Origin of the sequence: Luteococcus sp., from assembly GCF_043424415.1 — a bacterium.
GTDB lineage: Bacteria > Actinomycetota > Actinomycetes > Propionibacteriales > Propionibacteriaceae > Luteococcus.
Map to the genome: position 1 here is coordinate 1 of NZ_JBHWOO010000238.1, position 25847 is coordinate 25847.

The 25847-nt window shown below is 70.2% G+C and carries 22 protein-coding genes; 19 read left to right on the forward strand and 3 right to left on the reverse strand.

Annotated features, from left to right (window positions below):
• Positions 1-40 precede the first annotated feature (40 nt).
• Complete coding sequence (locus ACHFFZ_RS13650; RefSeq protein ID WP_394277152.1) at positions 41-1180, reverse strand: YihY/virulence factor BrkB family protein; 1140 nt, start codon at positions 1178-1180, stop codon at positions 41-43.
• 242 nt (positions 1181-1422) lie between these two features.
• On the opposite strand from ACHFFZ_RS13650, the gene ACHFFZ_RS13655 reads away from it, so the two are divergent.
• The 12 genes from ACHFFZ_RS13655 to ACHFFZ_RS13710 all read left to right on the forward strand — a co-directional run bounded on the left by ACHFFZ_RS13655 (position 1423) and on the right by ACHFFZ_RS13710 (position 14800).
• Positions 1423-1935 (forward strand): DUF948 domain-containing protein, encoded by a 513-nt coding sequence (locus tag ACHFFZ_RS13655; RefSeq protein WP_394277153.1) that lies wholly within the window; start codon positions 1423-1425, stop codon positions 1933-1935.
• Positions 1922-4603 carry an alanine--tRNA ligase gene (gene alaS / locus ACHFFZ_RS13660; RefSeq protein WP_394277154.1) on the forward strand — a complete coding sequence of 894 codons (2682 nt, stop codon included), beginning with the start codon at positions 1922-1924 and terminating at the stop codon, positions 4601-4603. Before ACHFFZ_RS13655 ends, alaS begins: the two co-directional genes overlap by 14 nt.
• Positions 4604-4625: 22 nt before the next feature.
• Positions 4626-5072, forward strand: coding sequence for a Holliday junction resolvase RuvX (gene ruvX / locus ACHFFZ_RS13665; protein WP_394277155.1), 447 nt, complete (start codon positions 4626-4628; stop codon positions 5070-5072).
• Positions 5069-6202: an endolytic transglycosylase MltG gene (gene mltG / locus ACHFFZ_RS13670; protein ID WP_394277156.1), complete on the forward strand. Its 1134-nt coding sequence runs from the start codon at positions 5069-5071 to the stop codon at positions 6200-6202. Before ruvX ends, mltG begins: the two co-directional genes overlap by 4 nt.
• Entirely contained in the window at positions 6199-7032 is an 834-nt protein-coding gene (locus ACHFFZ_RS13675; protein WP_394277157.1) for a shikimate dehydrogenase, read from the forward strand. Before mltG ends, ACHFFZ_RS13675 begins: the two co-directional genes overlap by 4 nt.
• A 43-nt stretch (positions 7033-7075) precedes the next feature.
• Positions 7076-8269, forward strand: coding sequence for a chorismate synthase (gene aroC / locus ACHFFZ_RS13680; RefSeq protein WP_394277158.1), 1194 nt, complete (start codon positions 7076-7078; stop codon positions 8267-8269).
• Positions 8262-8816 (forward strand): shikimate kinase, encoded by a 555-nt coding sequence (locus ACHFFZ_RS13685; RefSeq protein ID WP_394277159.1) that lies wholly within the window; start codon positions 8262-8264, stop codon positions 8814-8816. The genes aroC and ACHFFZ_RS13685 overlap by 8 nt, the downstream gene beginning before the upstream one ends.
• The gene (gene aroB, locus ACHFFZ_RS13690; RefSeq protein WP_394277160.1) at positions 8816-9922 is read left to right on the forward strand and encodes a 3-dehydroquinate synthase; all 1107 of its coding nucleotides are present in this window, start codon (positions 8816-8818) and stop codon (positions 9920-9922) included. Before ACHFFZ_RS13685 ends, aroB begins: the two co-directional genes overlap by 1 nt.
• Before the next feature lie 9 nt (positions 9923-9931).
• Positions 9932-10888, forward strand: coding sequence for an L-lactate dehydrogenase (locus tag ACHFFZ_RS13695; protein ID WP_394277161.1), 957 nt, complete (start codon positions 9932-9934; stop codon positions 10886-10888).
• A 58-nt stretch (positions 10889-10946) separates the two neighbouring features.
• On the forward strand, positions 10947-12653 hold the full coding sequence (locus ACHFFZ_RS13700) for an NAD-dependent malic enzyme (protein ID WP_394277162.1): 1707 nt from the start codon (positions 10947-10949) through the stop codon (positions 12651-12653).
• On the forward strand, positions 12654-13547 hold the full coding sequence (locus tag ACHFFZ_RS13705) for a 3-methyladenine DNA glycosylase (protein WP_394277163.1): 894 nt from the start codon (positions 12654-12656) through the stop codon (positions 13545-13547).
• A gap of 89 nt (positions 13548-13636) precedes the next feature.
• Positions 13637-14800 carry a peptidoglycan-binding protein gene (locus ACHFFZ_RS13710; RefSeq protein ID WP_394277164.1) on the forward strand — a complete coding sequence of 388 codons (1164 nt, stop codon included), beginning with the start codon at positions 13637-13639 and terminating at the stop codon, positions 14798-14800.
• A gap of 13 nt (positions 14801-14813) precedes the next feature.
• Here ACHFFZ_RS13710 and ACHFFZ_RS13715 read toward each other — a convergent pair whose 3' ends face one another.
• Positions 14814-15509: a hypothetical protein gene (locus ACHFFZ_RS13715; protein ID WP_394277165.1), complete on the reverse strand. Its 696-nt coding sequence runs from the start codon at positions 15507-15509 to the stop codon at positions 14814-14816.
• A gap of 141 nt (positions 15510-15650) precedes the next feature.
• On the opposite strand from ACHFFZ_RS13715, the gene ACHFFZ_RS13720 reads away from it, so the two are divergent.
• The 7 genes from ACHFFZ_RS13720 (at position 15651) to holA (ending at position 25292) form a co-directional block, all read left to right on the forward strand.
• Positions 15651-16655, forward strand: coding sequence for a DUF4192 family protein (locus ACHFFZ_RS13720; RefSeq protein ID WP_394277166.1), 1005 nt, complete (start codon positions 15651-15653; stop codon positions 16653-16655).
• 30 nt (positions 16656-16685) lie between these two features.
• Positions 16686-17291, forward strand: a complete 606-nt coding sequence (locus tag ACHFFZ_RS13725) for a hypothetical protein (protein ID WP_394277167.1) — start codon at positions 16686-16688, stop codon at positions 17289-17291.
• A gap of 67 nt (positions 17292-17358) precedes the next feature.
• Positions 17359-18027 (forward strand): helix-turn-helix transcriptional regulator, encoded by a 669-nt coding sequence (locus ACHFFZ_RS13730; protein ID WP_394277168.1) that lies wholly within the window; start codon positions 17359-17361, stop codon positions 18025-18027.
• Between the two features lie 47 nt (positions 18028-18074).
• Positions 18075-20744: a multicopper oxidase domain-containing protein gene (locus ACHFFZ_RS13735; RefSeq protein WP_394277169.1), complete on the forward strand. Its 2670-nt coding sequence runs from the start codon at positions 18075-18077 to the stop codon at positions 20742-20744.
• A gap of 100 nt (positions 20745-20844) precedes the next feature.
• Positions 20845-21861 (forward strand): helix-hairpin-helix domain-containing protein, encoded by a 1017-nt coding sequence (locus ACHFFZ_RS13740; protein ID WP_394277170.1) that lies wholly within the window; start codon positions 20845-20847, stop codon positions 21859-21861.
• Positions 21848-24199 carry a ComEC/Rec2 family competence protein gene (locus tag ACHFFZ_RS13745; RefSeq protein ID WP_394277171.1) on the forward strand — a complete coding sequence of 784 codons (2352 nt, stop codon included), beginning with the start codon at positions 21848-21850 and terminating at the stop codon, positions 24197-24199. The genes ACHFFZ_RS13740 and ACHFFZ_RS13745 overlap by 14 nt, the downstream gene beginning before the upstream one ends.
• An 85-nt stretch (positions 24200-24284) precedes the next feature.
• Entirely contained in the window at positions 24285-25292 is a 1008-nt protein-coding gene (gene holA, locus ACHFFZ_RS13750) for a DNA polymerase III subunit delta (RefSeq protein ID WP_394277172.1), read from the forward strand.
• A gap of 184 nt (positions 25293-25476) precedes the next feature.
• On the opposite strand, the gene rpsT is transcribed toward holA, so the two are convergent.
• Positions 25477-25737: a 30S ribosomal protein S20 gene (rpsT, locus tag ACHFFZ_RS13755; protein WP_394277173.1), complete on the reverse strand. Its 261-nt coding sequence runs from the start codon at positions 25735-25737 to the stop codon at positions 25477-25479.
• Positions 25738-25847 lie beyond the last annotated feature (110 nt).

A 25847-nucleotide genomic window follows, 5' to 3' on the forward strand; every position in this document is an offset into this window, starting at 1 on the left:
GGGTACTGCTGCGGGCACGCCAGCGGGCGTCGGACCGGGGTTACTTCACGAAGCCGTCGGAGTCGAGCTCCGGACCCTTGGTGTCGGGCTTGCGCGCCGGCTCGTCACCGGGCTGCAGCCCGCCGGTGGCCTGAAGTCGCACGGCCCGGGCCTCGGCCACGGCGTCGGCCTCCTTCTGCTCGGCCTTGTCGGACTGGCGGGTGTCGCGCGGCGGTAGCTGCAGCGTCTCCTCGGCGCGCATGCCGGCCTGCAGTTGGCGGGCGCGCTCGAGCTCGGAGTCCACCTCGGCGCCGAAGAGCAGGGCCAGGTTGGTCAGGTAGATCCACAGCAGCATGACGATCACGCCGGCCAGCGCCCCGTAGGTCTTGGAGTAGTTGCCGGCATTGGCGACGTAGAGGCCGAAGATCACCGAGGCCAGGATCCACACCGCCAGCGCGACGGCGGCACCGGTGGAGAGCCAGCGGAACTTCGGCTGGCGCACATTCGGGGTGAAGTGGTAGAGCACGGCGATCATCAGCACCACCAGGGCCAGCATGACGGGCCACTTGACCCAGTTCCACACCGTGACGGTGGTGCTGCCCAGGCCGACCACGCCACCGACCGCCTCGGCGATGGGGCCGGAGACCACGAGGGCCACCAGCATCAGGGCGGCGGTGACCACCAGGAAGAGGGTGATGAGCAGGTTGACGGGGCGCAGCTTCCAGACCGGGCGTCCCTCCTCGATCTCGTAGACCTTGTTCATGGCGCGGCCGAAGGCGCCGACATAGCCCGAGGCCGACCACAAGGCCGAGGCGATACCGATGAACAAGGCGATGCCGGTGCCGGGGGAGTTGACCATCTGCTTCAGCGGGGCCTCGATCTGGCCGTAGGCGTCGGCGGGTGCCAGCTGCTTGACCACGTCGAGCAGTGCCTGGACACCGCCCTCGGACTGCCCGATCAGTGCCAGCACCGAGACCAGGGCCAGCAGGCCGGGGAAGAGCGCCAGCACGGTGTAGTAGGTGAGTGCTGCGGCCAGGTCGGTGCAGTGGTCGTTGCCGAACTCGCGCACCGCGTTCTTGAAGGTGAACTTCCAGCCGGGCTTGTTGACCTCGCTCGGGGAGGCGGGCTTGCGTGGGTCGTCGGGATGCGGTGCGTCCTTCTTGGCCTTCGTCTCCTGGTGCTTGTCCTGCTGGTCATTCATGTGGCGCCCAACTTTCTGTGCAACGGCAGCCCCGGCACGGCACACGCCCGGGGAAGATGGCGCCTTCACCCTAGTGTCCTTAGCGCGCCCCGTGTCAGTACGGATCGCCAGTGTTCGCTCAGGACGCACACCGCGAGTCACCGGCCACTGTCAGGGCCCTCCACTACAGTGGCCAGCGCAGTACCCGCCACCCGGCCGGGCGTGCCGGTGGGGGCAGGGCAGGGCTGCGGAAGAGGAGTGGGATGTCCTGGGGTGAGATTGCCGGGCTGATCGCGGCTGCGGCCGCGGTGGTCTTCGTCGCGTTGAGCGCAGTTCCGCTGCTGAAGCTGGGCGGGGTGATGGACGAGCTGCGCCTGGCGGTGCGCAAGCTGGGGGACAGCTCCACCCCGATCCTCGACGAGCTCAAGGGGACCGTCTCCACGACCACCGAGGAGATTGCGCGCCTGTCGCAGGTGACCGAGGAGCTGACCCGGATGAGCCAGAATGCCTCGACCATGACCGAACAGGCCGCGAACGTCTCGACCGTGATGAGCGCGCCGCTGGTCAAGACCGCCGAGGTCGTGGGGCGCGGGGCCTCGGCCGCCCGCGACGTGCAGCGCCGGGTGCAGGGGCGACGTCCCCGGCGCCACCGCGCAGCCTCCGCACAGCTCACCGCCGGTGCGAGTGTGCGCCCAGCCGATAGGCTGGACGACGCTGCACCCACCGACACCACTGCAGACCACACGAGCAAGGACACCTTTGATGAGAGCCGCTGAGATCGGTCGTCGCTACCTGGACTTCTTCGCAGGCAAGGGCCACAACGTGGTCCCCAGCGCATCGCTGCTGTACAATGACCCGACGCTGCTGTTCGTCAATGCCGGCATGGTGCCCTTCAAGCCGTACTTCACCGGTGAGGAGGCCGCCCCGTGGAAGCGTGCGGTGAGCAACCAGAAGTGCGTGCGCACCCTGGACATCGAGGAGGTCGGCAAGACCACCCGTCACGGCACCTTCTTCCAGATGCTGGGCAACTTCTCCTTCGGCGACTACTTCAAGGCCGAGGCGATCGCCTACGCCTGGGAGCTGGTCACCTCCTCGCAGGCCGACGGTGGCTTCGGCTTCGACCCCGAGAAGGTCTGGGTGACGGTGCTAGGACCCGGCTTCCACCCCGACTACCCCGACGGCGACGTTGAGGCGATCGAGTACTGGAAGAAGGTCGGCATCAACCCCGCCCACATCCAGGGCCGCAGCCTCAAGGACAACTACTGGAACATGGGCGTGCCCGGCCCCGGTGGCCCGTGCAGCGAGATCTACATCGACCGCGGCCCGGAATACGGCGCCGACGGTGGCCCGGAGGCCGACGAGGACCGCTTCCTGGAGATCTGGAACCTCGTCTTCCAGCAGGAGGACCTCTCGGCGGTGCGCGCCAAGGACGACTTCGACATCGCCCGCCAGCTGCCCACCCAGAACATCGACACCGGCGCAGGCCTGGAGCGCATCGCCTACCTGCTGCAGGGCAAGAACAACATGTACGAGATCGACGAGGTCTTCCCCGTCATCGAGCGCGCCGCCGAGATGGCCGGCAAGCGCTATGGCGCCGATGCCGCCGACGACGTGCGGCTGCGTGTCGTGGGTGACCACGTGCGCTCCTCGCTGATGCTGATGACCGACGGCGTCACCCCCGGCAATGAGGCGCGCGGCTATGTGCTGCGTCGCCTGCTGCGCCGCTCGGTGCGCTCGATGCGCCTGCTGGGCGTCACCGATCCGGTGCTGCCCGAGCTGATGGGCGTCTCCAAGGAGCTGATGCAGTCCTCCTATCCCGACGTGGCCAGCCAGTGGAGTCGGGTGCTGCCCGTCGCGAAGAACGAGGAGGACTCCTTCCGTCGCACCTTGACCCAGGGCACTCAGCTCTTCGACCTGGCCGCCGGGCAGACCAAGCAGTCCGGTGCTGCGGTGCTGAGCGGTGACAAGGCCTTCCAACTGCACGACACCTATGGCTTCCCGATCGACCTGACCCTTGAGATGGCCGCCGAGCAGGGCCTGAGCGTCGATACCGAGCAGTTCAAGGCGCTGATGACCGAGCAGCGCACCCGCGCCAAGGCCGATGCCAAGGCGAAGAAGGGCACGGTCGCCTCCACCGAGGCCTACCGCAGCCTGCGCGAGCAGGGCGAGACGCCCTTCCTGGGCTACAGCGAGCTGTCGGTGCCCACCATGCTGCGCGGCATCATCGCCGACGGCGCCAGCAGCGACCGCGCCGTCGCGGGCCAGACGGTCGAGCTGGTGCTGGCCGAGACCCCCTTCTATGCCGAGGCGGGCGGCCAGGACTCCGATGCCGGCACCATCACCGTCGACGGCACCGCCCTCGACGTGGTCGACGTGCAGCGTCCCGTCCCCGGACTGGTGGTGCACAAGGTGGTCGTGCCCGAGGGCGTCGAGTTCGGCACCGGCGCCGGAGTGCAGGCGCAGGTGGATGCCCAGCACCGCCTCGGCTCCTGCCAGGCGCACACCGCCACCCACGTCGTGCACGCCGCACTGCGCGAGCTGGTGGGCCCCACGGCCACCCAGGCGGGCTCCTACAACAAGCCCGGTTACCTGCGCTTCGACTACCAGGCACAGCAGGCCATGAGCCCGGCGCTGCGGGCAGAGATCGAGGAGCGCTGCAACATCGCGATCCGCGACAACCTGGGTGTCAGCGCCACCGAGATGAAGCTCGACGACGCCAAGGCGCTGGGTGCCATGGCCATGTTCGGCGAGAAGTACCCCGACGTGGTGCGCATGGTCGAGATGGGCGGTGCGTGGAGCCGTGAGCTGTGCGGCGGCACCCATGTGGCCGGATCGGCCCAGATCGGCATGATCGACATCGTGGGCGAGCAGTCCATCGGCTCAGGTGCGCGCCGCATCGAGGCGCTGGTCTCCACCGACGCCTTCAAGCACATGGCCGGTGAGCGCGCCCTGGTGAACGGGCTGACCGACATCCTCAAGACCCGTCCCGAGCAGCTCACCGAGCGGGTGGAGCGTCTGGTCGCCGACCTGAAGGCCGCCGAGAAGCAGATCGCCGCACTCAAGGCACAGCAGCTGATGGCGGGGCTCTCCGAGGTGCTGGCCACCGCCCATGACGTCAACGGCATCGCCGTGGTCACCCGCGAGGTGCCCGGCGTGGGCGGCAATGAGCTGCGCACCATGGCCACCGAGCTGCGCGGACGCCTCGGTGAGGTCGCCAGCGTCGTCGCCCTGGTGGGCGGCACACAGGACAAGCCCGCCGTGATCGTGGCCACCAGCCCGGCCGCGCGCGAGAAGGGCGCCAAGGCTGGTGCGCTGGTGAGGGTGGCTGCCGAGCAGCTGGGTGGCAAGGGCGGTGGCAAGGACGACCTGGCGCAGGGCGGTGGCACCAATGGTGCCGGTGCGCCCCAGGCCCTGGCGGCCGTCGAGCAGGCGCTGCGGGGCTGAGCGGGTGCAGACCCGCACAGGAGTGCTGCTGGCCCTCGATTGGGGCAAGGCCAGGATCGGCGTCGCCGCGTGCGACGCGCAACGGATCCTGGCCTACCCGGTCGAGACGGTGACGAACACGCCGAAGGACCCGGAACAGGTGCTGAGGCGGATCGACCAGCTCGTCGCCGAGTACGAGCCGGTCGAATTGCTGCTGGGCCTGCCGGTCTCCCTGAAGGGTGACGAGGGGCTTGCGGCACAGCAGATGCGGGAGGTGGCAGGTAGGCTGGCCGCTCGGCAGCCGCAATTGCCGCTGACCCTGGTGGACGAGCGCATGACCAGTGCCACGGCTCACCGCAAGCTCGCCCAGGCGGGCAAGAACTCGCGCCAGCGGCGCGGGATGATCGACCAGATGGCGGCAGTCGCCATCCTGGAACAGGCCCTCGCAGAGGGTCGCGACCACAGCCAGGCAGAAGGTGAGGCACCGTGAGCGGTTTGTTCATGGACAATGACGGCAACCGGGACTGGAAGAAGATCGGCTACCACGCGCGCAGCGCCTTCGCCGTCCTGCTCAGCCTGGCGGTGCTGGTCGGTGGCGCCTGGTTCGTCTACGACAAGGCGAACACGGCTTACACCGAGTACAAGACTGCCGACGACTACCCGGGGCCCGGTGGCAAGGCCGTGCTGGTGACCATCCCGGCCGGTGCCAGCGGCGGCGACATCGGCGACGTGCTGGTGGAGCAGGACGTGGTCAAGTCACGCAAGGCCTACCTGAAGGCCTCCAAGAAGAACGAGCAGGCGGACAAGATCCAGGCCGGCACCTACCGCCTGCAGACCCAGATCCCCGCCACCCAGGCTGTGGAGGGCCTCCTCGAGCCGAAGAACCTCGTGCGCAACCAGGTCACCATCCCCGAGGGACTGTGGATGAGCGAGCAGTTCGAGCTGCTCAGCAAGCGGACCAAGATTCCGGTGAAGGACTTCGAGGCGGCCGCCAAGGACCCGCAGGCGCTCGGCCTGCCGGAGTGGGTGGGTGACTCTGCCGAGGGCTACCTCTTCCCCTCGACCTACGAGATCGGCCAGCAGCCGACCGCCAAGTCGATCCTGACCCTGATGGCCAAGCAGTTCACCACCGTGGCGAACCGCAATGACCTTGAGGCCGGTGCCAAGGAACTGGACCGCAAGCCGGAAGAGATCATGACGGTGGCCTCCATTCTGGAGGACGAGGCCGTGGGCAAGGACCAGGCCAAGGTGGCAGGCGTCATCTACAACCGTCTGGACCGGTGGATGCCGCTGCAGCTGGACTCCACGGCCCACTACCAGCTGCAGATCCCGATGAACGAGCCGCTGCCCAAGGGCTTCAAGGAGAAGGGCACCGACAACTCCTTCAACACCTATGCCAATGCCGGCCTGCCCAAGCACCCGATGAATGCCCCGGGTGAGGACGCCATCAAGGCTGCCCTCAACCCCGAGGACAGTGACTACCTGTACTGGTTGACGGTCAACTTCAAGACCGGCGAGACGAAGTTCGCCGAGACCTACGAGGAGCACCAGAAGAACAAGGCCGAATGGGAGGCCTGGTGCAAGACGGCCAAGGACAAGTCGGGTTGCCCGGTCGGATGATTGCCACCACGGGTCTGCAGTGCGCGGTGATCGGCGACCCCGCCGCGCACTCGCTCTCGCCGGCGCTCTACCGGGCCGCCTTCGCCGAGCTGGGGCTGGACTGGACCTACCAGGCGATCGAGGTGGCCCCCGAGGAGCTGGACTCCCTCGTCGAGGGTCTCGACGAGAGCTGGCGAGGCCTGAGCGTCACCATGCCGCACAAGGAGGCGATCCGTCGCCACGGCACCGGTGACGAACTGGTCGAGCTGGTCGGTGCGGCGAACACGTGGGTGCGCGACGGCTCCGAGGCGATCGTGCGCAACACCGACGTCGGTGGCTTCCTGCGGGCGCTGGCCGAACGTGGCATCACCTCGGCCGACTCGGCAACGGTCATCGGCAATGGGGCGACGGCCCGTTCGGCGGTGGTCGCCCTGCGCGAGCTGGGCGTGGAGCGTGCCGTCATCCTGGCCCGTGACCCTGAACGTGCCCAGTCGCTGCGCACCTTCTGCTCCCACCAGCTGGGCATGCTGGCAGCCGTGCGTCCCCTGGAGACGGGCCAGGTGCTGGAGGCAGACCTGCTGCTCTCCACGGTGCCCGGCGGCGGGGCCGACCACCTGGCCGAGGAGCTGACGGCCAGCGCGCCGGTGCTCTTCGACTGCATCTACGACCCGTGGCCCACCGCGCTCGCCTCCGCCGCCGAGCGGGCTGGCGCGACGGTGCTGAACGGCCTTGACCTGCTGGCGGGCCAGGCCGTCGAACAGGTCCGCCTCATCACCGGGGGAGAGGTCGGTTTCCAGCGGCTGTGGAGGGCCGGCCACGACGAGCTGCTGCGGAGGGTGTCCGCGAGCTAGCAGGAGCTGTGGTGCAGGGCCGGACTCTGAGAGACTGGTGGGCATGCTGCGCTACCTCACCGCCGGTGAATCCCACGGACAGGCCCTGATCGCCACGATGGAGGGCATCCCCGCCCACGTGAAGGTCTCCTCCGACGACATCCGCCATGCCCTGGCCCGCCGTCGCCTGGGGGCCGGACGTGGCGCCCGGATGAAGTTCGAGGCCGACGAGGTGAGCCTGCTGGGCGGTTTCCGTCACGGCGAGACGCTCGGCTCACCGATCGCGATCATGGTGGGCAACACCGAATGGCCCAAGTGGACCGAGGTGATGAGTCCCGACGCCGTGCCGCAGGAGGTGCTCGACGCCCAGGCGCGCAATGCCCCGCTCACTCGGCCGCGTCCCGGCCACGCCGACCTGGCCGGCATGCAGAAGTACGGCTTCGACGAGGCCCGTCCGCTGCTGGAACGCGCCAGCGCCCGCGAGACCGCCGCCCGGGTCGCCATCGGGCAGGTCGCCAAGAACTTCCTCGAACAGGCCGCGGGCATCACCGTGCTCAGCCACGTCGTCGAGCTCGGCCCGGTGAAGGCGGCGCGGAACTTCCCGACCATCGACCAGCTGGAGGCGATCGACGCCGACCCGCTGCGCTGCGTCGACTCCGAGGCCAGCCAGCGCATGCAGGACGAGGTGGCGGCCTGCCACAAGGAGGGCGACACGCTGGGTGGCGTCGTGGAGGTGCTGGCCTGGGGCCTGCCGCCGGGCCTCGGCTCCCACACGCAGGGAGATCGTCGCCTCGACGCCCGCCTGGCCGGCGCGCTGATGGGCATCCAGGCGATCAAGGGCGTCGAACTGGGCGACGGCTTCGAGCTGGCGCGGGTGCGCGGCTCGCAGGCCCACGACGAGATTGCCTCCGGCCCGGACGGGATCCGTCGCCTGAGCCACCATGCCGGTGGCACCGAGGCGGGCATGAGCACCGGCGAGCTGTTGCGCGTGCGGGCGGCCATGAAGCCGATCGCCACCGTCCCGAAGGCGCTGCGCACCATCGACGTCACCACCGGCGACGAGGCCCGCGCCCACCACCAGCGCAGCGATGTGTGCGCCGTCCCGGCCGCGGGTGTGGTGGCCGAGGCCATGGTGGCGCTGGTGCTGGCCGAGGCGGTGCTGGAGAAGTTCGGCGGCGACCAGGTGTCCGAGACGCGCCGCAACCTCGACACCTATCTGGCCGAGGTGGCCGAGCGGGGGCTGCAGGTCCATGGCTGAGCCCCTCGACCGCACCGAGCTGCCCGAGACCATCGTCCTGGTCGGGGCCCCCGGAGCCGGCAAGTCGACGGTTGGCGCCAAGCTGGCCCGTCGCCTCGGTGTCGACTTCGTCGACGTCGACCAGCTGGTCGAAGAGCGTGCCGCAATGCTGATCAGCGAGATCTTCATCACCCACGGCGAGCCCACCTTCCGCGCCCTGGAGGCGGAATTGACCCGCGAGGCCGTGCAGCGCCCGGGTGTGGTCAGCCTGGGCGGTGGCGCCGTGATGGACGCGGGGACCCGCCAGGTGCTGGCCGGCCACCATGTCGTGTGGCTGAAGGTCGATGCCCGCCAGGCCGGACGCCGGGTGGGCATCACCGGCAACGGCCGCCCCCTGATGGCCGGCGGGAATGTCCACTCCACGATGGTGCGGCTGATGAACGAGCGCGCGCCGCTCTACGAGGAGGTGGCCAGTCTGGCCGTCGACACCAACCACCGTTCGGCCGGGGCGGTGGTCCGCGAGATCCTGGCCCACCACGGCGTCACGGTCACCGACGAGGAGAACTGATGGCCACGATCACCGTGCAGGCCGAACGCCCCTACGAGGTGCACATCTCACCCGGAGCCCTCGACCAGCTGGAGCGCCTGGTGGGGCCGGCCAGCCGCGTCGTGGTGATCCACCCGCCCGTCATGGCCGATGCGGCCGCACGCCTGTGTGCCGGTCTCGACCAGCGGTACCAGATGCACACGGTCGAGGTGCCCGACGGCGAACAGGCCAAGACCGCCGCCGTGCTGCAGGACTGCTGGGACGAGCTGGCCGCCTTCGGCATGACCCGTTCCGACGTCGTGATCGGCCTGGGCGGGGGTGCGACCACTGACCTGGCCGGCTTCGTCGCGGCCACCTGGCTGCGGGGCGTGGGCTACGTCAGCATCCCCAGCACGGTGCTGGCCATGGTGGACGCGGCCGTCGGCGGCAAGACCGGCATCAACGTCTCGGCCGGCAAGAACCTGGTGGGCGCCTTCCACGAGCCGCTGGGGGTCATCTGCGACCTCGAACTGCTGCAGGGGCTGCCCCGCGCCGAGGTGGTCTCCGGCCTGGCCGAGGTGATCAAGTGCGGCTTCATCGCCGACGAGCGCATCCTCGAGCTGGTCGAGCAGGATCCGGACGAGAGCATCGACGTGACCAGCGTGCGCTTCGCCGAACTGGTGCGCCGAGCCGTGCAGGTCAAGGCCACCACTGTCTCGGCCGACCTGCGCGAGGCCACCAGCACCGTCGATGCCGTGGGGCGCGAGGCGCTCAACTACGGCCACACGCTGGCCCACGCCATCGAGAAGCACCAGAACTTCTCCTGGCGGCACGGCGAGGCGGTGGCGATCGGCATGGTCTTCGTCGCCGAGGTGGCGCACCGCCTGGTTGGGCTGGACGAGGCCGTCGTGCGACGCCACCGGGAGGTGCTGGCATCGGTGGGCCTCCCGATCGCCTACAACGCTGCGAAGTGGGAGACCGTGCGCGCCACGATGAGCCTGGACAAGAAGGCCCGAGGTGACGCCCTGCGCCTGGTGGGGCTGCGCGCACAGGGCAGCGTGACCATCATCGAGTCCCCGCCGGAGGATGTGCTGCTGAAGGCCTGGCAGGAACTGGGACGAGCTATGACCATTCCCGTCGCGGACTAGTCTGGGGGTATGGCAAAGTCGAACCGTCACCCGTCGAAGCTGTCCATCATCGGAGCGGGGGCGGTGGGAACCTCGCTGGCCTATGCCGCGTTGATCCGTGGCTCGGCAAGCGTCGTCAGCCTCTACGACATCGCCTCCAAGAAGGTCGACGCCGAGGTCAAGGACCTCGCCCACGGCACCCAGTTCACCCATTCCACGGTCATGGGTGGCGACGACATCTCGGTGGTGAAGGACTCCTCGGTGGTGGTGATCACCGCCGGTGCGAAGCAGAAGCCGGGCCAGACCCGGCTGGAGCTGGCCGCCACGAATGCGAAGATCCTCGAGCAGATGATGCCCGACCTGGTGAAGCAGGCTCCCGATGCCATGTTCGTGCTGGTCACCAACCCGTGCGACGTGCTCACCGTCGTCGCGCAGAAGGTCAGCGGTCTTCCCACCGCGCAGGTCTTCTCCACCGGAACCCTGCTCGACACCTCCCGCCTGCGCTACCTGATCGCCCAGCGCACCAAGGTGGCGCAGAGCAATGTGCACGCCACCATCGTCGGCGAGCACGGCGACTCCGAGTTCCCGGTCTGGTCCAGCGCGAACATCTCGTCGGTGCCGATCCGTGAGTGGAGCCATGCCGGCAAGAAGGTCTTCACCGACGAGGTGCTGGCAGAGCTGGCGCACACGGCCGCGCACGCGGCCTATGACGTGATCGAGGGCAAGGGTGCCACCAACTACGCCATCGGCCTGGCCGGTGCCCGCCTGGTGGAGGCCCTGCTCTCGCCGACGCGCACCTCGCTGCCGCTGTCCAGCGTGCTGCAGGGCTACTACGGCATCCATGACGTGGCCCTCTCGCTGCCGACGCTGGTCAGCTCAGCGGGAATCGAGCGGGTGCTGGAGATCCCGATGGACGCCCATGAGGTCTCCTCGCTGCACGCCTCGGCGGACGCGCTGCGCCAGAGCCTGGCGACCCTGGGCTACTGAGCCACCGTCCGGGCAGGGGCCGCGACCACCTGTCCGTGGGCGGGCCTAGTCTTGTGCCATGGCCAACTACAGCTATGTCAAGGGCGACGACGGCGCGTACACGGTGCGGATCGCCTCGCGCGGCCGCGAGGTGCTCACCGATCCGCTGACCAACTTCGGCACCGCCTTCACGCGACAGGAACGCATCGACCTCAACGTGAACGGGCTGCTGCCGCCCAAGGTGGTCACGATGGACCAGCAGCTCAAGCGCGTCTACTCGCAGTACACCGAACTGGACGACGACCTGGCCAAGTACGTCTACCTGAACACGATGCAGGACCGCAACGAGACGCTCTTCTACCGCCTGCTGACCGACCATCTGGAGGAGATGCTGCCGATCGTCTACACCCCGACCATCGGCAAGGCGATCGAGACCTACAGCCACTGGTACCACTGTCCACGCGGCATCTTCCTGTCCATCGAGGACCCCGACGGCATCGAGCCCGGGCTGAAGAGCTACGGCCACGGGCCGGACGACGTCGACCTGGTGGTGGTGACCGATTCCGAGGGGATCCTGGGCATCGGCGACCAGGGCGTCGGAGGCGTGGCGATCACCGTCGGCAAGCTCAGCGTCTACACCGCAGCGGCCGGCATCCACCCCGGGCGGGTGCTGCCCGTCGTGCTGGACGTGGGCACCGACAACATCGAATTGCTCACCGACGAGACCTACCTCGGCTACCGGCACGCCCGCGTGCGCGGCGAACGCTATGACGAGTTCGTGCAGCGCTTCGTGGAGACCGTCACCCAGCTCTACCCGCGCGCCATGGTGCACTGGGAGGACTTCGGGGCCAGCAATGCCCACCGCATCCTGGAGCGCTACCGCGACGAGATCTGCACCTTCAACGACGACATCCAGGGCACGGCGGCCGTGGTGGTGGCCGCCATCCTCAGCGCCGTGCGTCGCAGCGGCCAGTCGCTGGCCGAGCAGCGCATCGTCATCCACGGAGCCGGAACCGCCGGCATCGGTATCGCCGACCTGCTGGTGGAGGGGATGGTGCTGCAGGGGATGGAGCGCAAGGACGCGCTGGGCTGCTTCTGGGGGCTCGGCTCACGCGGCCTGCTGCGCGAGGGGCTGCCGATGCGCGACTTCCAGCAGCCCTACGCCCGCTCCGCCGAGGAACTGGAGAGCTGGATCTGCGATGCGCCGGGCCGCCACGAGCTGGCCGACGTGGTGCGCAACACCCACCCGACGATCCTGGTCGGGGCCTCGGCCCAGGCCGGCGCCTTCGACGAGAAGCTGGTGCGCGACATGGCGCGCCACTGCGAGACGCCGATCATCATGCCGCTGAGCAATCCGACAGCCAAGGCGGAGGCCGTCCCAGCAGACCTGCTGGCCTGGACCGATGGCCGCGCCCTGATCGCCACCGGCTCGCCCTTCGAGCCCGTGGTCCACGACGGTGTGCGGCACGTCATCGCGCAGGCCAACAATGCGCTCGTCTTCCCCGGCCTGGGGCTGGGCGTGGCAGCCTGCGAGGCGAGCCGGGTCAGCGACGGCATGATCGCCGCCGCGGCCGAGGCGGTGGCCCAGATGGTCACCTCCCGCGCTCCCGGTGCCTCGCTGCTGCCGAGCATGGGCCGTCTGCGGGCGGTCTCGGCCTGGGTCGCCAAGGCCGTTGCCGAGAGGGCCGAGCAGGAGGGTCTGGCACGGCACAAGATGACCGACCCGATCCAGGAGATCCTCCAGCTGATGTGGACCCCCGACTACCCGACCGTCGAGGTGGTGTGAGTGCCCGCAGGCCCCTGTGACCAGGCCGCGCAGGTGTTGTCGCAGGAGGACTGGCAGGCGCGCGCCGGGGCACATCGGGAGCGCGCCGAGGCGCTGCTGGCCGGGGTGGCGGAGCGGCGCCGTCGCGGCGAGCGCCATCCGGTCGAGGACTTCCTGTTCGACTACTACACCCTGCGCCCCGGTGAGCTGGTGCGTTGGCATCCCGGTGCCGGCGTGGTGCTCGACGACCCGGACGGCCAGTTCGCGCTGAAGTTCTATCGCCACCAGGACGGCCGCTCGCAGGTGGACGTCGAGGCCTTCCTCGAGCGGCGCGGCCGGACGCTGGAGTGGACCGTGGAGCTGCTCTCGCGCACTGCGGAGCGGCCGGCGGCGCTGGGTTGTTTCGGCATGCACGAGTGGGCGATGGTCTACCACCTGCGGCCCGACCAGACCCGGCACAGCCACCTGCCGCTACGCTTCGACCCCGCGCGCGTGGCGGAGGTGGTGGAGCAGGTGGGCGTGCGGTGCAGCCACTTCGACGCCTTGCGCTTCTTCACCGAAGACGCGGTGCCGCTCAACAGCCTCTCGCCGACGCGTGAGACCCAGGCTGAGATGGACCAGCCGGGTTGTCTTCACGCGAACATGGATCTCTACAAGTGGTGCGGCAAGATGCTGCCGTTGGTGGACTCCGGCCTGCTGCTGGACTGCTATGGGCTGGCGCTCGAGATCCGCGAGCTTGACATGCAGGCCAGTGCCTATGACCTGTCCGGCTGGGGCTACGAGCCGGTGGCCGTCGAGACCCCGGAGGGGCGTGCCGAGTACGTGCGACGGCAGCGCGGCTTCTCCGAGCAGGCCCAAGTGCTGCGACGGCGACTGCTGGGCCAGCTGCAGCCGTTCAGGGCTGTCCTCGTCTGAAGGCTGGCTGTGGCGGGCGTGGCAGGGGCGGTCATGGACCCCATCTGGCCTAGGGTGACTAGCCGGACCCAAGCCCCTCAAGGAGAGACGTGACCGACACCCCAGCCCACCTCCGCCGCGGCGCAGCCCTGCTCGGCCTCGTCTCCCTCGCGGGCCTGACGAGCTGCGCGCACGTGGAGCCCACCGCGGCCCCCGGCAAAGCGTCGGTGACCGTCACGACCGCTGCCTCGCCCTCGGCCAGTGGGTCCGTCAGCTCGGCGCCTGCATCGCCCGGTCCGTCCCAGCCCCCGAGCGCCGGTGCGACGGCGAGTGCCTCGGCGAGTGTCACTGCGAGCCCTTCGGTGAGCCCCACCCCCAGCGCCGCCCCCCGCGCCGTGGTGAGTGCTGCCAGCGGCGAGGAGAAGGTGCGCGAGCTGCAGCACCGGCTGCAGCAGCTGGCCTGGTTCGAGGGCAGGATCACCGGGAAGCTGGGCGAGGACACGGTTGCAGCGGTGCGCGGCTTCCAGGCCAAGCGGGGACTGCAGGCCACCGGTGTCGTCGATGACAGGACCTGGAAGGAACTGGTTGGCCGTACCAAGCAGCCCACCCATGACCAGATGCACAACATCCTTCGCCCCGGCCCGGCCCTGCTCAAGAAGGGTGCCGCCGGCGCCTCGGTGAAGGACCTCCAGGCGCGCCTGAAGCAGATCGGCTGGTTCTCCGGGAAGGTCACCGACACCTACGGCGATGCCACCGTCAGCGCCGTCGAGCAGTTCCAGGCCAAGCGCGGCATCCCCACCACGGGAGAGGTCGACCAGCGCACCCTGGACCGGCTGAATGCCATGACCCGCAAGCCGACCGCCGACGAGCTGGCCAACCGTCAGCCCAAGGCGCGGGCGGCACGTCTCGATCCGCGCTGCATGACCGGCCGGGTCATCTGCATCTCCAAGACCAGCCGCACCCTCAGCTGGGTGGTCGACGGCACGGTGCGCTCCACGATGGACGTGCGTTTCGGGTCCGAGCTGACGCCCACCCGGGAGGGGACCTTCCAGGTGAACTTCAAGTCCCGCGACCACGTGAGCACCCTGTACCACACCAAGATGCCCTTCGCGTTGTTCTTCTCGGGCGGCCAGGCGATCCACTACTCGGCCGACTTCGCGGCGCGCGGCTACAACGGCGCGTCCCACGGCTGTGTCAACGTGCGCAACTACGACGCGGTCGCCTCCCTGTTCAACCAGGCCCGCACCGGTGATCGGGTGGTCGTGCACCGTTGAGCCGGGGGGCTGGTCAGCCCTCCACCTTGAGGGCCGCCACCTGGCGGCCGTGCGTGCCGGCCAGGAAGATGGTGGTGTCGCCACGCTCCTTCTCGAACAGCACGCGCCCGGTGAGTGTCTGCCCGGCCCGGATCGGCTGCCCGGCCAGGTAGTCGTTGCCCGTTGAGGACGGGTCGTACTGGCGTGCCGTGGGCCCGTTGTCGAGTGCGAAGAAGTCCAGTCGCTGCTGGCCCTGGGTGAGGCTCACCCGGATGGTGAGCACCAGGCCCTCGCTGGTCCATTCGTCGCGCAGGATCTCGAAGGTGCCGGCGCTGGCCTCCTCGGCATTGGCGAAGGGGATCGAGCGCAGGTTCCCGGTGGCGGGGGCGCGTCCGGGCGTCGGGTCCGCGGCGGTGGCCCCTTCGGTCGGGATGCTGGCGGTCGGCGCCGGGCGTGTGGTCTGCGGTTCGGGCCCAGAACCCATCCGCGCCACCCCCCACAGCAGGCCTCCGACGATGGCCAGGGCGAGCAACGACAGGAGCAGGGGGAGCCGGCTGCGGGGCGGTGCCGCGAGTTCGGGTGGCAACGAGGTCGGCGCCTGTGGCTGCCCGGGATGAGGCTCGCTGCCCGGGGTGGGGGCCGGCTGTCCGAAGGGCTGGCGGGGATCGCGCTCATTGCTGGGGCGTTGGCCGAAGGGCTGGCGCGGGTCGCGGCTGGGGGGCTGGGTCATGGTGCGGCCAGCCTAGTCGCCCGTTGTGACGCGCTGCGCTCCCAGGAGCCTGTTGTCCACAGATTGACGGGTCTGCTGCAAGGGTGGTTCGGCGGTGGATCACTGACGGTTTCGCCGGCGCCACCTCGACAATGGAGGGGCATGGACGATGACATCACCCGCCTGCGACTCTCCGACAGCCAGGACCTCCTGGCCCTGGCCCCCTACCTTCTGGGCTACCAACCCTGCGAACAGCTCGTCTTCGTCGTGATCGCCTCGGGACGCCTCGTGCTCACCGGCGCGGTGGCGGCCGAGGGTGTACTGCACGAGGAAGCGACCCGCGACAGCATCAGCACGGCACTGGACCAGTTCGACGACCCCATGGTGCTGCTCGCCTGCTGGAGCCAGGACGAGGACCTGGCCGAGCAGGTGCTGGGACGGGCGGAAGTGTGGGCCGACCCGTCGCGGGTCCTCGATTCGATCCACGTCGGTACACGTCGCTGGCGCTCGCGCTGGGCCATGCCCGACCATGCCGGCGGTGACGTCGAGGAGCTGGAGGGGCTGCCGGTGGTGGCCCAGGCCATCGTGGCCGGCCTGGTGCGTGCGCCGGACCGTGGCCATGCCGTCGCCGTGGTCGAGGGTCCCGACCCGTCGTCGGGGCTCGAGGACCGGCTGCTGGACGCGGAGGACCGGCTGCACCCCTTGGACTGGACCCACTGGGAGGCCCGTGCACTTGAACTCCAGCAGGCAGGGTTGGATGCAGTCCAGGCTGCCGGGTCGCAGCGGATCCCGGTGGAGGTGCAGGGCGACCTTCTCGAATGGGAGGCCCTGCTGGCCCAGGCAGCAGTGCTGGCGGGGGACGAGGTCACCCGCGAGCGGCTCTGGATGCGTCTGGGGCGTCGGGAGGCCCAGCCAGCCCTCGACTTCTGGACCCAGGTGGTGGCCACCACGCCCGAGCCCTGGGCGAGCGGGCCGCTGGTGATGATGGCCTTCAGCGCCTGGCTGGCCGGCCAGGGGGCGCTCCACGTGGCCTGCCTGGAGCGACTCACCAGGTTGGGGGCCCAGGGCTCACAGGTGGAGGTGCTGGAGATTGCCAACCGGTGCGCCGTTGCGCCCTCGCGCTGGGAGCAGGTGCGTGCGGCAGAGGTCTTCGGGGTGCCTGCCTGAGCCGGCGCGGCGGCCGATAGCGTGGGAGGCATGTTCCTGCTCGTCCGTGCCAGCCGTGACCTCGAAGGTTCTGCCACAGCGACTCGGGACGCACTGGTCGCTGGCGGGATGCCTGCGGTGCTGCAGGAGGCCACCGCTTCACCGAGGACGCAGGACGAGCAGTGGCGGCACCTGGTCACCCGTCTCGATGCCGGGACAGGCCTGGACCAGGGCGGACTGTCCTGGCTCGGCGAGGGTGCGGCAGTGGCCTCCTGTGACCTCCAGGTGCCGTTTGCCGACGAGTCCGGTGGGGCACTGGTGCTCGTCGACGAGATTGCCGCCGTCGTGGGAGCCACTGGGGGATTGCTCTTCGTGGCCGCCGACGACTTGGTGCGGCTGTGCGGAGATGGGTTGAGCGCCGCCGACCGCACCGAGCTCGCGGCCCAGTGGGCTCAGGTGCACGGCCTGGCGCTGGTCCTGGTGCTCTCGGACACCGACGTGGTGGCGGTCAAGGGGGATGGGCGTACCCAGGATCAGGCAGGCCAGTGGACCGTTGACGATCCCGTGGGACGCGGCCAGACGGTGGCACGGTTGCTGGCCGCCTATGTGCGGTGCCCCGCCGACCTGGCCCAGGTCCTGCCCGCCGTGGGGGCCTGACTGCTCCTGGGACTTGTGGTGACCCCTTGCCGATTCTTCCGGAGAGGGACCTTGTAAACTCCTGCGCATGCCAACACAGGGTCCGAGCGGACCGCCAGAGCCCACTGCGCAGATGTCGATGTCCTCGGCCCGGGCGGCGGTGCTCGATGCCGTGCGCGAGCGCGGCAGGCTCTGTTCGGTGCGTGAAATCGCCGAGGAGTTCGAGCTGCACCCCAACACGGTGCGCGAACATCTCGACGCCCTGCTCGACCAGGGACTGGTCGCTCGCGAGTCCGCCCGGCCCACCGGTCGCGGACGCCCGGCCCTGATGTACCGGGCCACCAGCGCCGCCGAGGACGTCGCCCGCGACTACGAACTGCTCACCAAGGTCCTGTCGGAGCAGATCGCCTCGATGCCCAATGGCGTCGAGGTGGCTCGTCAGGCGGGGCGCACCTGGGGCGATGCCCAGGTGGCGGGGGCCGACGGGGTCCGCCCCACCGACCTGGGGCCACACGTGGCGCGGCTCGGTTTCGAGCCGACCCAACCCGATGCCACTGGCCGCCTGGTCCTGCGTGCCTGCCCGATCCTGTCCGCGGCACGCCGCAATCCCGAGATCGTGTGCACCGTCCACCTGGGCTTCGTGGAGGCGATGGTCGAGGCCGCCGGTGGTGACCCCGACGACATCGACCTGGCTCCGATGGGCGACCCTGCGGGGTGCGTGCTGCGCGTCGGGGCGCTGGCAAGACCCCAGGAGTGAGGGCACTGTCCAAGGGCTGACCGCCGCCAGGTAGCATTTGTCACGCCATGGACATTGCAAAATCATCCTCCGGGGGGCTCGACCGTCCCCACCGTCTCACTCGCCGAGCCTGGCACGGCCGCGCCTCGCTGCCGATGTTGGCGTGGGCCATCGTCACGATCCTGGTGGTGGTCAACCACCGCTTCCTGCCGGTGGCCACTTGGCTGATGGTGCACTGCACCGTCCTCGGGATCGCCAGCAATGCGATCGTCGTGTGGAGCAACCACTTCGCCGATGCGGTCCTGCGCAGTCGTGATCGTGGTCATCGCCGCGAGGCCGTCCAGCTCATTCTGCTGAACACCGCGCTGGTGCTCCTCGTCGCGGGCGTGGCGGGGCAGTGGAGCATCCTGGTGTGGCTGGCCGCGGCCCTGCTGGTGTCCCTGGCGGCGACGGCGGTGGTGGGCCTGGCACGCCAGGCGCGCCAGAGCCTCCCGGCACGCTTCTCGATGACCATCGCCTGGTACCAGGCCGCCGCCTGTTGCCTCGTGCTCGGCGTCGTCCTCGGAGCCTTGATGGCCGTTCCCTTCGGCCGCTGGTCCGACGTGCTGCTCGCCAGCCACCTGGTGCTCAATGCGCTGGGGTGGATCGGGCTGACCATTCTCGGAACCCTGGCCACCCTGTGGCCCACCATGCTGCGCACCCGCGCCCCCGAGGGCGTGGAGCAGGCCGCTGCCAAGGCACTGCCCACGGCCTTGGTGGGCATCGCGGTCTGTGCCCTGGCTCCCTTCCTGCATCCCGTGGCGCCGCTGTGGTGGCGCATCATCGGGGCTCTGGGCATGGTCACCTTCCTCGCCGCGGTGCTCACCCAGACCGGGCCGATGCTGGCCGTCTGGCGTGCCAAGCGGGCCGCGACCTTCCCCGCCCTGTCCACCGGCCTGGGCATGGCCTGGCTGCTGGGCTGGCTCGGCTGGTGCGTCTGGCTGTGGATGTCGAGCACCTCGCCCGCGGTGATGGTGGGGCGTCTGCGACCCACCGTCCCGGTGCTGCTGGTCGGCTTCGTGCTGCAGGTGTTGTGCGGTGCGCTGGCCTACCTGGTGCCCGTGGTCCTGGGTGGTGGGCCGGCCATGGTGCGCACCACCACCGCCCTGTTCGAGAAGGGCGCCGTGGCGCGGCTGGCCGTGGTGAACCTGGGCCTGGCCCTGTTCCTGCTGCCGATCACCTCGGTGTGGAAGGTCACCAGCTCGCTGGCCGTCTTCGTCGCCCTGTCCCTCTTCGTGGTCCGCCTGGTCGCCGCCCGCCGCGCCCGTCGCCGAGGACTGGCCGACGAAAGGGCGACGCACGAGCCGTCGCCGAAGCGACTGGGGCGCGGTGTGGCCATCGGGCTGGCCTGGCTGCTGGCCACCGGCGTGGTCGCGCTGGCCGTCGACCCGGTCTCCTTCAAGTCCATGGCAGGCCTGACCCGCAGCGGGTCGGGGGTTGCTGCCACCGGGCAGACCACCACCGTCGACATCGTCGCCCAGAACATGACCTTCACCCCTGACCGCATCGAGGTGCCGGCCGGCAACCGCCTGGTGATCCGGCTCACCAACAAGGACGAGGGCCTGACCCACGACCTGATCCTCGACACCGGAGCCACCAGCGGCCGCCTGGCGCCGGGGGAGAGCACCGAGTTCGACGCCGGCATCATCGATGGACCCACCGCCGGCTGGTGCTCGGTGACCGGCCACCAGGCGATGGGCATGACCTTCCAGGTGGACGTCCCCGGTGCGCAACCCTCGGCCACCGCCACCGCCGCCGACACCGCCCAACAGGCCTCCGGCCCGGCCGCCGCGCCCACCTTCACCCCCGGACGTGCCTACTCGGCCGGCTGGAGCCCGCGCGAGGCCCGGCTCGATCCCGCCCCCGCGACGAAGCTGCACCGCACGACCCTGCGCGTCACCGACGAGGTCATGGAGGTGGCGCCGGGCGTGCAGCAGACCATGTGGACCTTCAACGAACAGGCCCCCGGACCGGTGCTGCGGGGCCGCATCGGCGACGTCTTCGAGATCACCCTGGTCAACGACGGCGGCATGGGCCACAGCATCGACTTCCACGCCGGGGCGCTGGCCCCCGACCGTCCGATGCGCACCATCGCCCCCGGCGAGTCACTGGTCTACCGCTTCACCGCCACCCGGGCCGGCATCTGGATGTACCACTGCTCCACCGCCCCCATGAGCGTGCACATCGCCAATGGCATGTACGGCGCGGTGGTCATCGATCCGCCGGACCTTCCCGAGGTCGACCGCGAGTACATCCTCGTCCAGGGCGAGCAGTACTTCGGCGCCGAGGCAGAGGGGGCCCCGGGCGTCGCCGATCCGGCCAAGATCGCCCAGGAACGGCCCGATGCCGTGGTCTTCAACGGCCACCCCAACCAGTACGACCACAGCCCCGTGGCCGCGACGGCTGGGGAGCGGGTGCGCTTCTGGGTGCTGGATGCCGGACCGAACCGCCCGTTGGCCTTCCACATCGTCGGGGCCCAGTTCGACACGGTCTGGAGCGAGGGCGCTTGGCGGCTGCGACGCGGCGCCTCACCGGGGGTGTCCTCCGGCACCGACGGCGGGAGCCAGACCCTCGGACTGCTGGCCAGCCAGGGCGGCTTCGTCGAGACCGTCTTTCCCGAAGCCGGGAACTACCCGATGGTCAACCACCAGATGGTCGACGCCGAACGCGGCGCCCATGGCATCGTGAAGGTCAGCTGAGCCGCCCGCGCCGATCCCAAGACTCCGTCCACAGGTGCCCGTCATCCACAGGAGCGGGTGGGCGTGACCATCGCGGCTATCCCACCCACACACTCCTGGTGTGAGGAGAACTGACGAACGTCTCGACGAACTGGCGCGCGCCCGGCTGGCCTTCGTGGTCTCCGGCGGGCAGCTGGTTCCCACCGGACCGCGGCGTGCCGCCGATCCGCCCGAAGGTGCCGAGCCGTCAGGCGTCGGCATCGAGGACCTCGAGGACTGGGCCCCACACGACTTCGCACGCCACGACGGGCGAGGGCGGTCCGATGTCACGACGTCCACCCCGCGGCAGGGCGAGGACGAACCAGGGATCGGGACAGTCGCCACCGGTGACGAGTACATCGCCGGACACCGCCAGTGGGGCACCAACGCGCTCGAGCGTGGCCGACGCTTCGTCGAAGGGCACCTGAGCGCGGTCTGTCTTGTGCTGGCCCTCGGGCTGCTGTTCACCGCTGCGGTGGTGATGCGTGCCCGCCCCACCACCGTCGAGCTGAGCCAGCAGCCACTGCCGGTCGCGACGCCTTCCGCGCAGCCTGCGACCGGACAGGTGGCCTCGCCAGCGCCAGCCTCGTCGGCCATCCCGGCACGAATCCGCATCCACGTCGCCGGGGCGGTGGTGCGTCCCGGCGTGGTCACCCTGCCTGCCGGAGCCCGCGTGGCCGATGCAGTCGGTGCGGCAGGAGGCCTGCGACAGGACTCCCGGCTGGGGCAGCTCAACCTCGCCGCACCTCTGGGAGATGGAGACCAGGTGTGGGTGGGCGACAGCAGGCAGCCAGGGGGCGAGGTGAGACCGGCGGGGCAGACTGCCCCGGCTGACGGGCCGGGGGCGGCAGCGCAGTCCGGGGCAGGGACGCCCGGTAGGACGCCCACGGGTGGCGCAGACGGGACGCGGCAGGTGGACCTCAACCAGGCAACGCTCGAACAGCTCGACCAACTGCCCGGGGTCGGGCCGGTGACGGCCCAGAGGATCCTCGCCTGGCGCCAGGAGCACGGTCGCTTCAGCCGGGTCGAGGAGCTCCAGGAGGTCGACGGAATCGGTCCCAAGACCTACTCCCAGTTGTCGACCCATGTCCGAGTCTGAGGATGACCACGAACCGGCCGACCTGCGGCTGCTCCCGGTCGCCGCCGCCTGCTGGGCGGGCAGCTGGTGGGGATGCGCCCCTGGATGGGGCAGTGGGCTCGTCATCACGGCCATCACCCTGGTCGTGTGCCTGGTGCTGGCACGTCGTGGCAGGAGCTGGCAGGCCGTCGCCGTGCTGTGTGCCGTCCTGGTGGGCGCTGGTGGTGCCGGGATGCGACACCACCAACTCCAGAACAGCCAGCCGGCCGAACTCGCCCGCGACCGGGCCCAGGTCAGCCTCACCGCCCGCCTGCCGAGTGAGGCCAGGATCCATCCAGCCCGAGGACACCTGCCCGAATCGGCCACGGCGACCGTCGTGCTCCGCCAGGTCGACGGGCGCGGATCGTCGGTGCGGCAACGAGTCGCGCTGCGGGTGCGTGCCCCGGGCCCGGCGGCAGCCTCCCTGGTGGATGCGCCCGTGGGTTCGACGATCATGCTCGAGGGACGACTGGCGCCGTCGCAGCCCGGACGTCCTGAAGCGGCAGAACTGACCATCCGAGCGCCGGTGCGGGTGCTTGAACCACCCGGCAGGGCAGCGCGCGTCACCAACCATCTCCGGGCTGGCCTGCGTGAGTCGATGCGCTGGTCACCGCCGATGCAGACCGGTCTGGTCCCCTCGCTCGTGGTGGGCGACGTGCAGGGGCTCGATCCAGCCCTGGAGGAGTCCTTCCGGGCGACCGGGCTGACGCACCTCACTGCGGTCTCGGGCACGAACCTGTCGCTCATGCTGGTGGCCCTGCTGGGGGCGGTCCGTTGGGCGGGGGTGCGGGGTTGGGCGGTGCGCTGGACCGGCCTGTTCGGGGTGGTGGTCTTCGTCGTCATCTGCCGCTCGGAGCCCAGCGTGCTGCGCGCGGGCGCCATGGGTCTGGTGGCCTTGGCCGGGCTGGGTCTGGCCGGCGGCCGGCAGCGTGGCCTGCGGCACCTGTGCGTGGCGGTCTGGTTGCTCCTGCTGGCCGACCCGTGGCTCGCGCGCTCGCTCGGCTTCGTCCTGTCGACCCTGGCCACGGCGGGGATCCTGTGGTGGGGCGGGCGCTGGTGCCGGTCGATGCGCTGGGCGCCGGGATGGCTGGCCGAGGCCGTCGCCATCCCCTTGGCCGCCCAGCTCGCCACCCAGCCGGTCGTCACCAGCCTCAACGGGCAGGTCTCCATGGTCGGTCTGGCCGCCAACGCCCTGGCCGGACCCTTCGTCGGGCCGGCGACCGTGCTCGGGCTGGTGGCGGTGCTCCTGGCGCCGATGTCTGGCACGGCTGCCGCCATGGCCGGGTGGCTGGCGGGGTGGTGCGTGCAGCCGGTCATCTGGATCGCCACCGCCGGGGCTGGCCTGCCTGCCGCCACCTGGCGCTGGCCGGCGACGACACCGATGCTGGTGCTGCTGGCCGCGGTCTGCCTGTGCCTGTGTGGGGTGGTCCCGGCAGTCCTCTCCTCTCGCTTGTGGTGCCTGCTGGCAGCGCTGCTGCTCTGCCTGACCAGCCTGCGCTCCCCACAGCCGCTCGGATGGCCCGGACCGTGGCAGGTGGCCTTCTGCGATGTCGGGCAGGGCGATGCCACCGTGCTGCGGGTCGACGAGCACAGCGCCGTCCTGGTCGATGCAGGACCGCCAGGCGGCGGCGCTCGCGACTGCCTGCGGACGCTGGGCATCGAGCGCATCACCACGCTGGTGCTCACCCACTACCACGCCGACCACATCGGTGGCCTGCCCGAGGTGCTGCGTCGGGTGCGCGTCGAGCGGGCCCTCGTCGACCCGCGCACCGCCGCACCCGGGGCGGATCGTGCGCTGCAGATGCTGCGCGAGGCGGGCGTCGAGGCCGAGCCCGCCACGCTGGGGGAGGGTTTCACCGAGGGAGCCGTCTCGTGGCAGACGGTGGGGGTCGGGGCAGGGCTGCCACTGACGACCGGCGGGGCAGACAGCGGGGAGGGGGAGAGCTCCGCGGAGAATGACGGGGCTGTCGTGGCCGTCGCCCAGGTGGGGGAGCTGCGGGTGGTGCTGCCCGCCGACGTGGAGCCACCGGGCCAGCAACCACTGGTGGAGCGCGGCTGGGCGCCCCAGGCGCAGGTCCTCAAGATGCCCCACCACGGGTCACGACGCCAGGACGAGCGCTTCTGGTGCCAGTCCGGCGCTTCCCTGGCCGTCGCCAGTGCGGGCTGGCGCAACAGCTACCGGCACCCGACCCCGACTGCCCTGCAGCTGGCCGAGCGCTGCGGCATGACCGTGGCCCGCACGGATCTGGGCGGCACCGTCACCGTCTGGCGCCAGGGCGTGCGGCTGGAGGTTCGTGCCCAGCGCGACGGGCCCCCATGACCGGTGGGGCCTTGCGGCCGCGCACGCCCGGCCGTCGCCCTTGCGGTGGCCGGATCTGTCGGTGCCGACTGGCATGCTTGGAGCCATGGCCAGCCAGCGCACCTCCCGCCCCGCGAGCACCCAGCAGACCTTCGGCAGCGCGCTGCTGGTGACCGGCACCGAACAGCTCATCGCCGAGCGGATCGTCGCCGAGCGGGTCACGGCGGCGCGTCGGGCCGAGCCCAGTGCCGAGGTGACGAAGGTGGTGGCCGTCGAGCTGGAGGGCAACCGCTTCGCCGAGCTCACCGGAGGCTCGCTCTTCGCGGCCGCGAGCATCGTGGTGGTGGAGGACCTGGCGAACCTCTCCCAGGACCTCTTCGACGCCGTGCTCGCCACCGCCAAGGATCCTGGGCCCGAGCTCTGCCTCACGCTGGTGCACGGGGGAGGGCAGAAGGGCAAAGGTCTGCTGGACAAGCTCAAGAAGGCGAAGGTGGAAGTGGCCGAAGCCGCCCCCGTCAAGGCTTGGGAACTGCCCCGCTGGGTCTCGACCGAGGCCAGGCGGCTGCGCATCCAGATGGACGCCGAGGCGGCGCAAGCCCTCGTCGACGCGGTCGGTCACGACCTGCGGGCCCTGGCCGGGGCGGTCTCGCAGCTGGGAAGCGACTGGCAGGACCAGACGATCACCGCCGCCATGATCCAGCGCTACTTCGCCGGGCGCGCCGACGTCACCAGCTTCGCCGTCGCCGACGACATCATGGCCGGCAACCCCGGGCAGGCCCTGGAGAAGCTGCGCTGGGCGCTGTCGACCGGGGTGGCCCATGTCCTGGTGACCAGCGCCGTCGCCAACTCGCTGCGGGGCCTGGGCAAGTACCTCGACGCCCGTTCGGCCCGCCTGCCCGAGGGCCAGCTCGCCCGAGAGGTTGGCGTCCCGCCGTGGAAGCTCAAGGACCTCTCGCGGCTGTCGCGCAGCTGGAGCGCCGAGGGCATTTCGCAGGCGGTGCAGGCCGTCGCGAAGGCGGATGCCCAGGTGAAGGGCGCTGCCAGCGATCCGGATTTCGCCCTGGAGCAGATGCTGCTGGCCATCGACCGCGCCCACCGCGTGGGACGCGACTGAGCCTGCCCGCTCGACGGGGGAATGCCGCACACCCCTTGCCTGGGCACCACTGCGCAGGTAGCACGAAACCAGCGCCCTGGCCCCCAGTCGGGACAGGACGCTGGTCCTGGAGATCTGTCACATCATCGGCCAGAGCCGACGGTGATCACGGGTGCACGTCAGTGCAGCAGGCGCGAGGCCTGGATCAGAGCGAGGCAGCCTTGGTCGAGATCGACGACTTGCGGTTGGCGGCCTGGTTCTTGTGGATGACGCCCTTGGAGACAGCCTTGTCCAGCAGGCGGTTCGCGGTCTTGGCCAGGGTCTGGGCCTTCTCGGTCTCACCAGCGGCAGCGGCATCGTTGAAACGACGGACGGCGGTACGCAGACCGGACTTGACGGCCTTGTTGCGCAGACGCGCCTTCTCGTTCGTCTTGTTGCGCTTGATCTGGGACTTGATGTTTGCCACGTGTATAACCCTCTGACTGGAGTCGGATCTGGAAAGCAGAAGAAATCTTGGTGCGCCTTTTGGACGCGACAGGTCACACTACCAGCCCAGCGGCTAGCCGCTCAACTCGA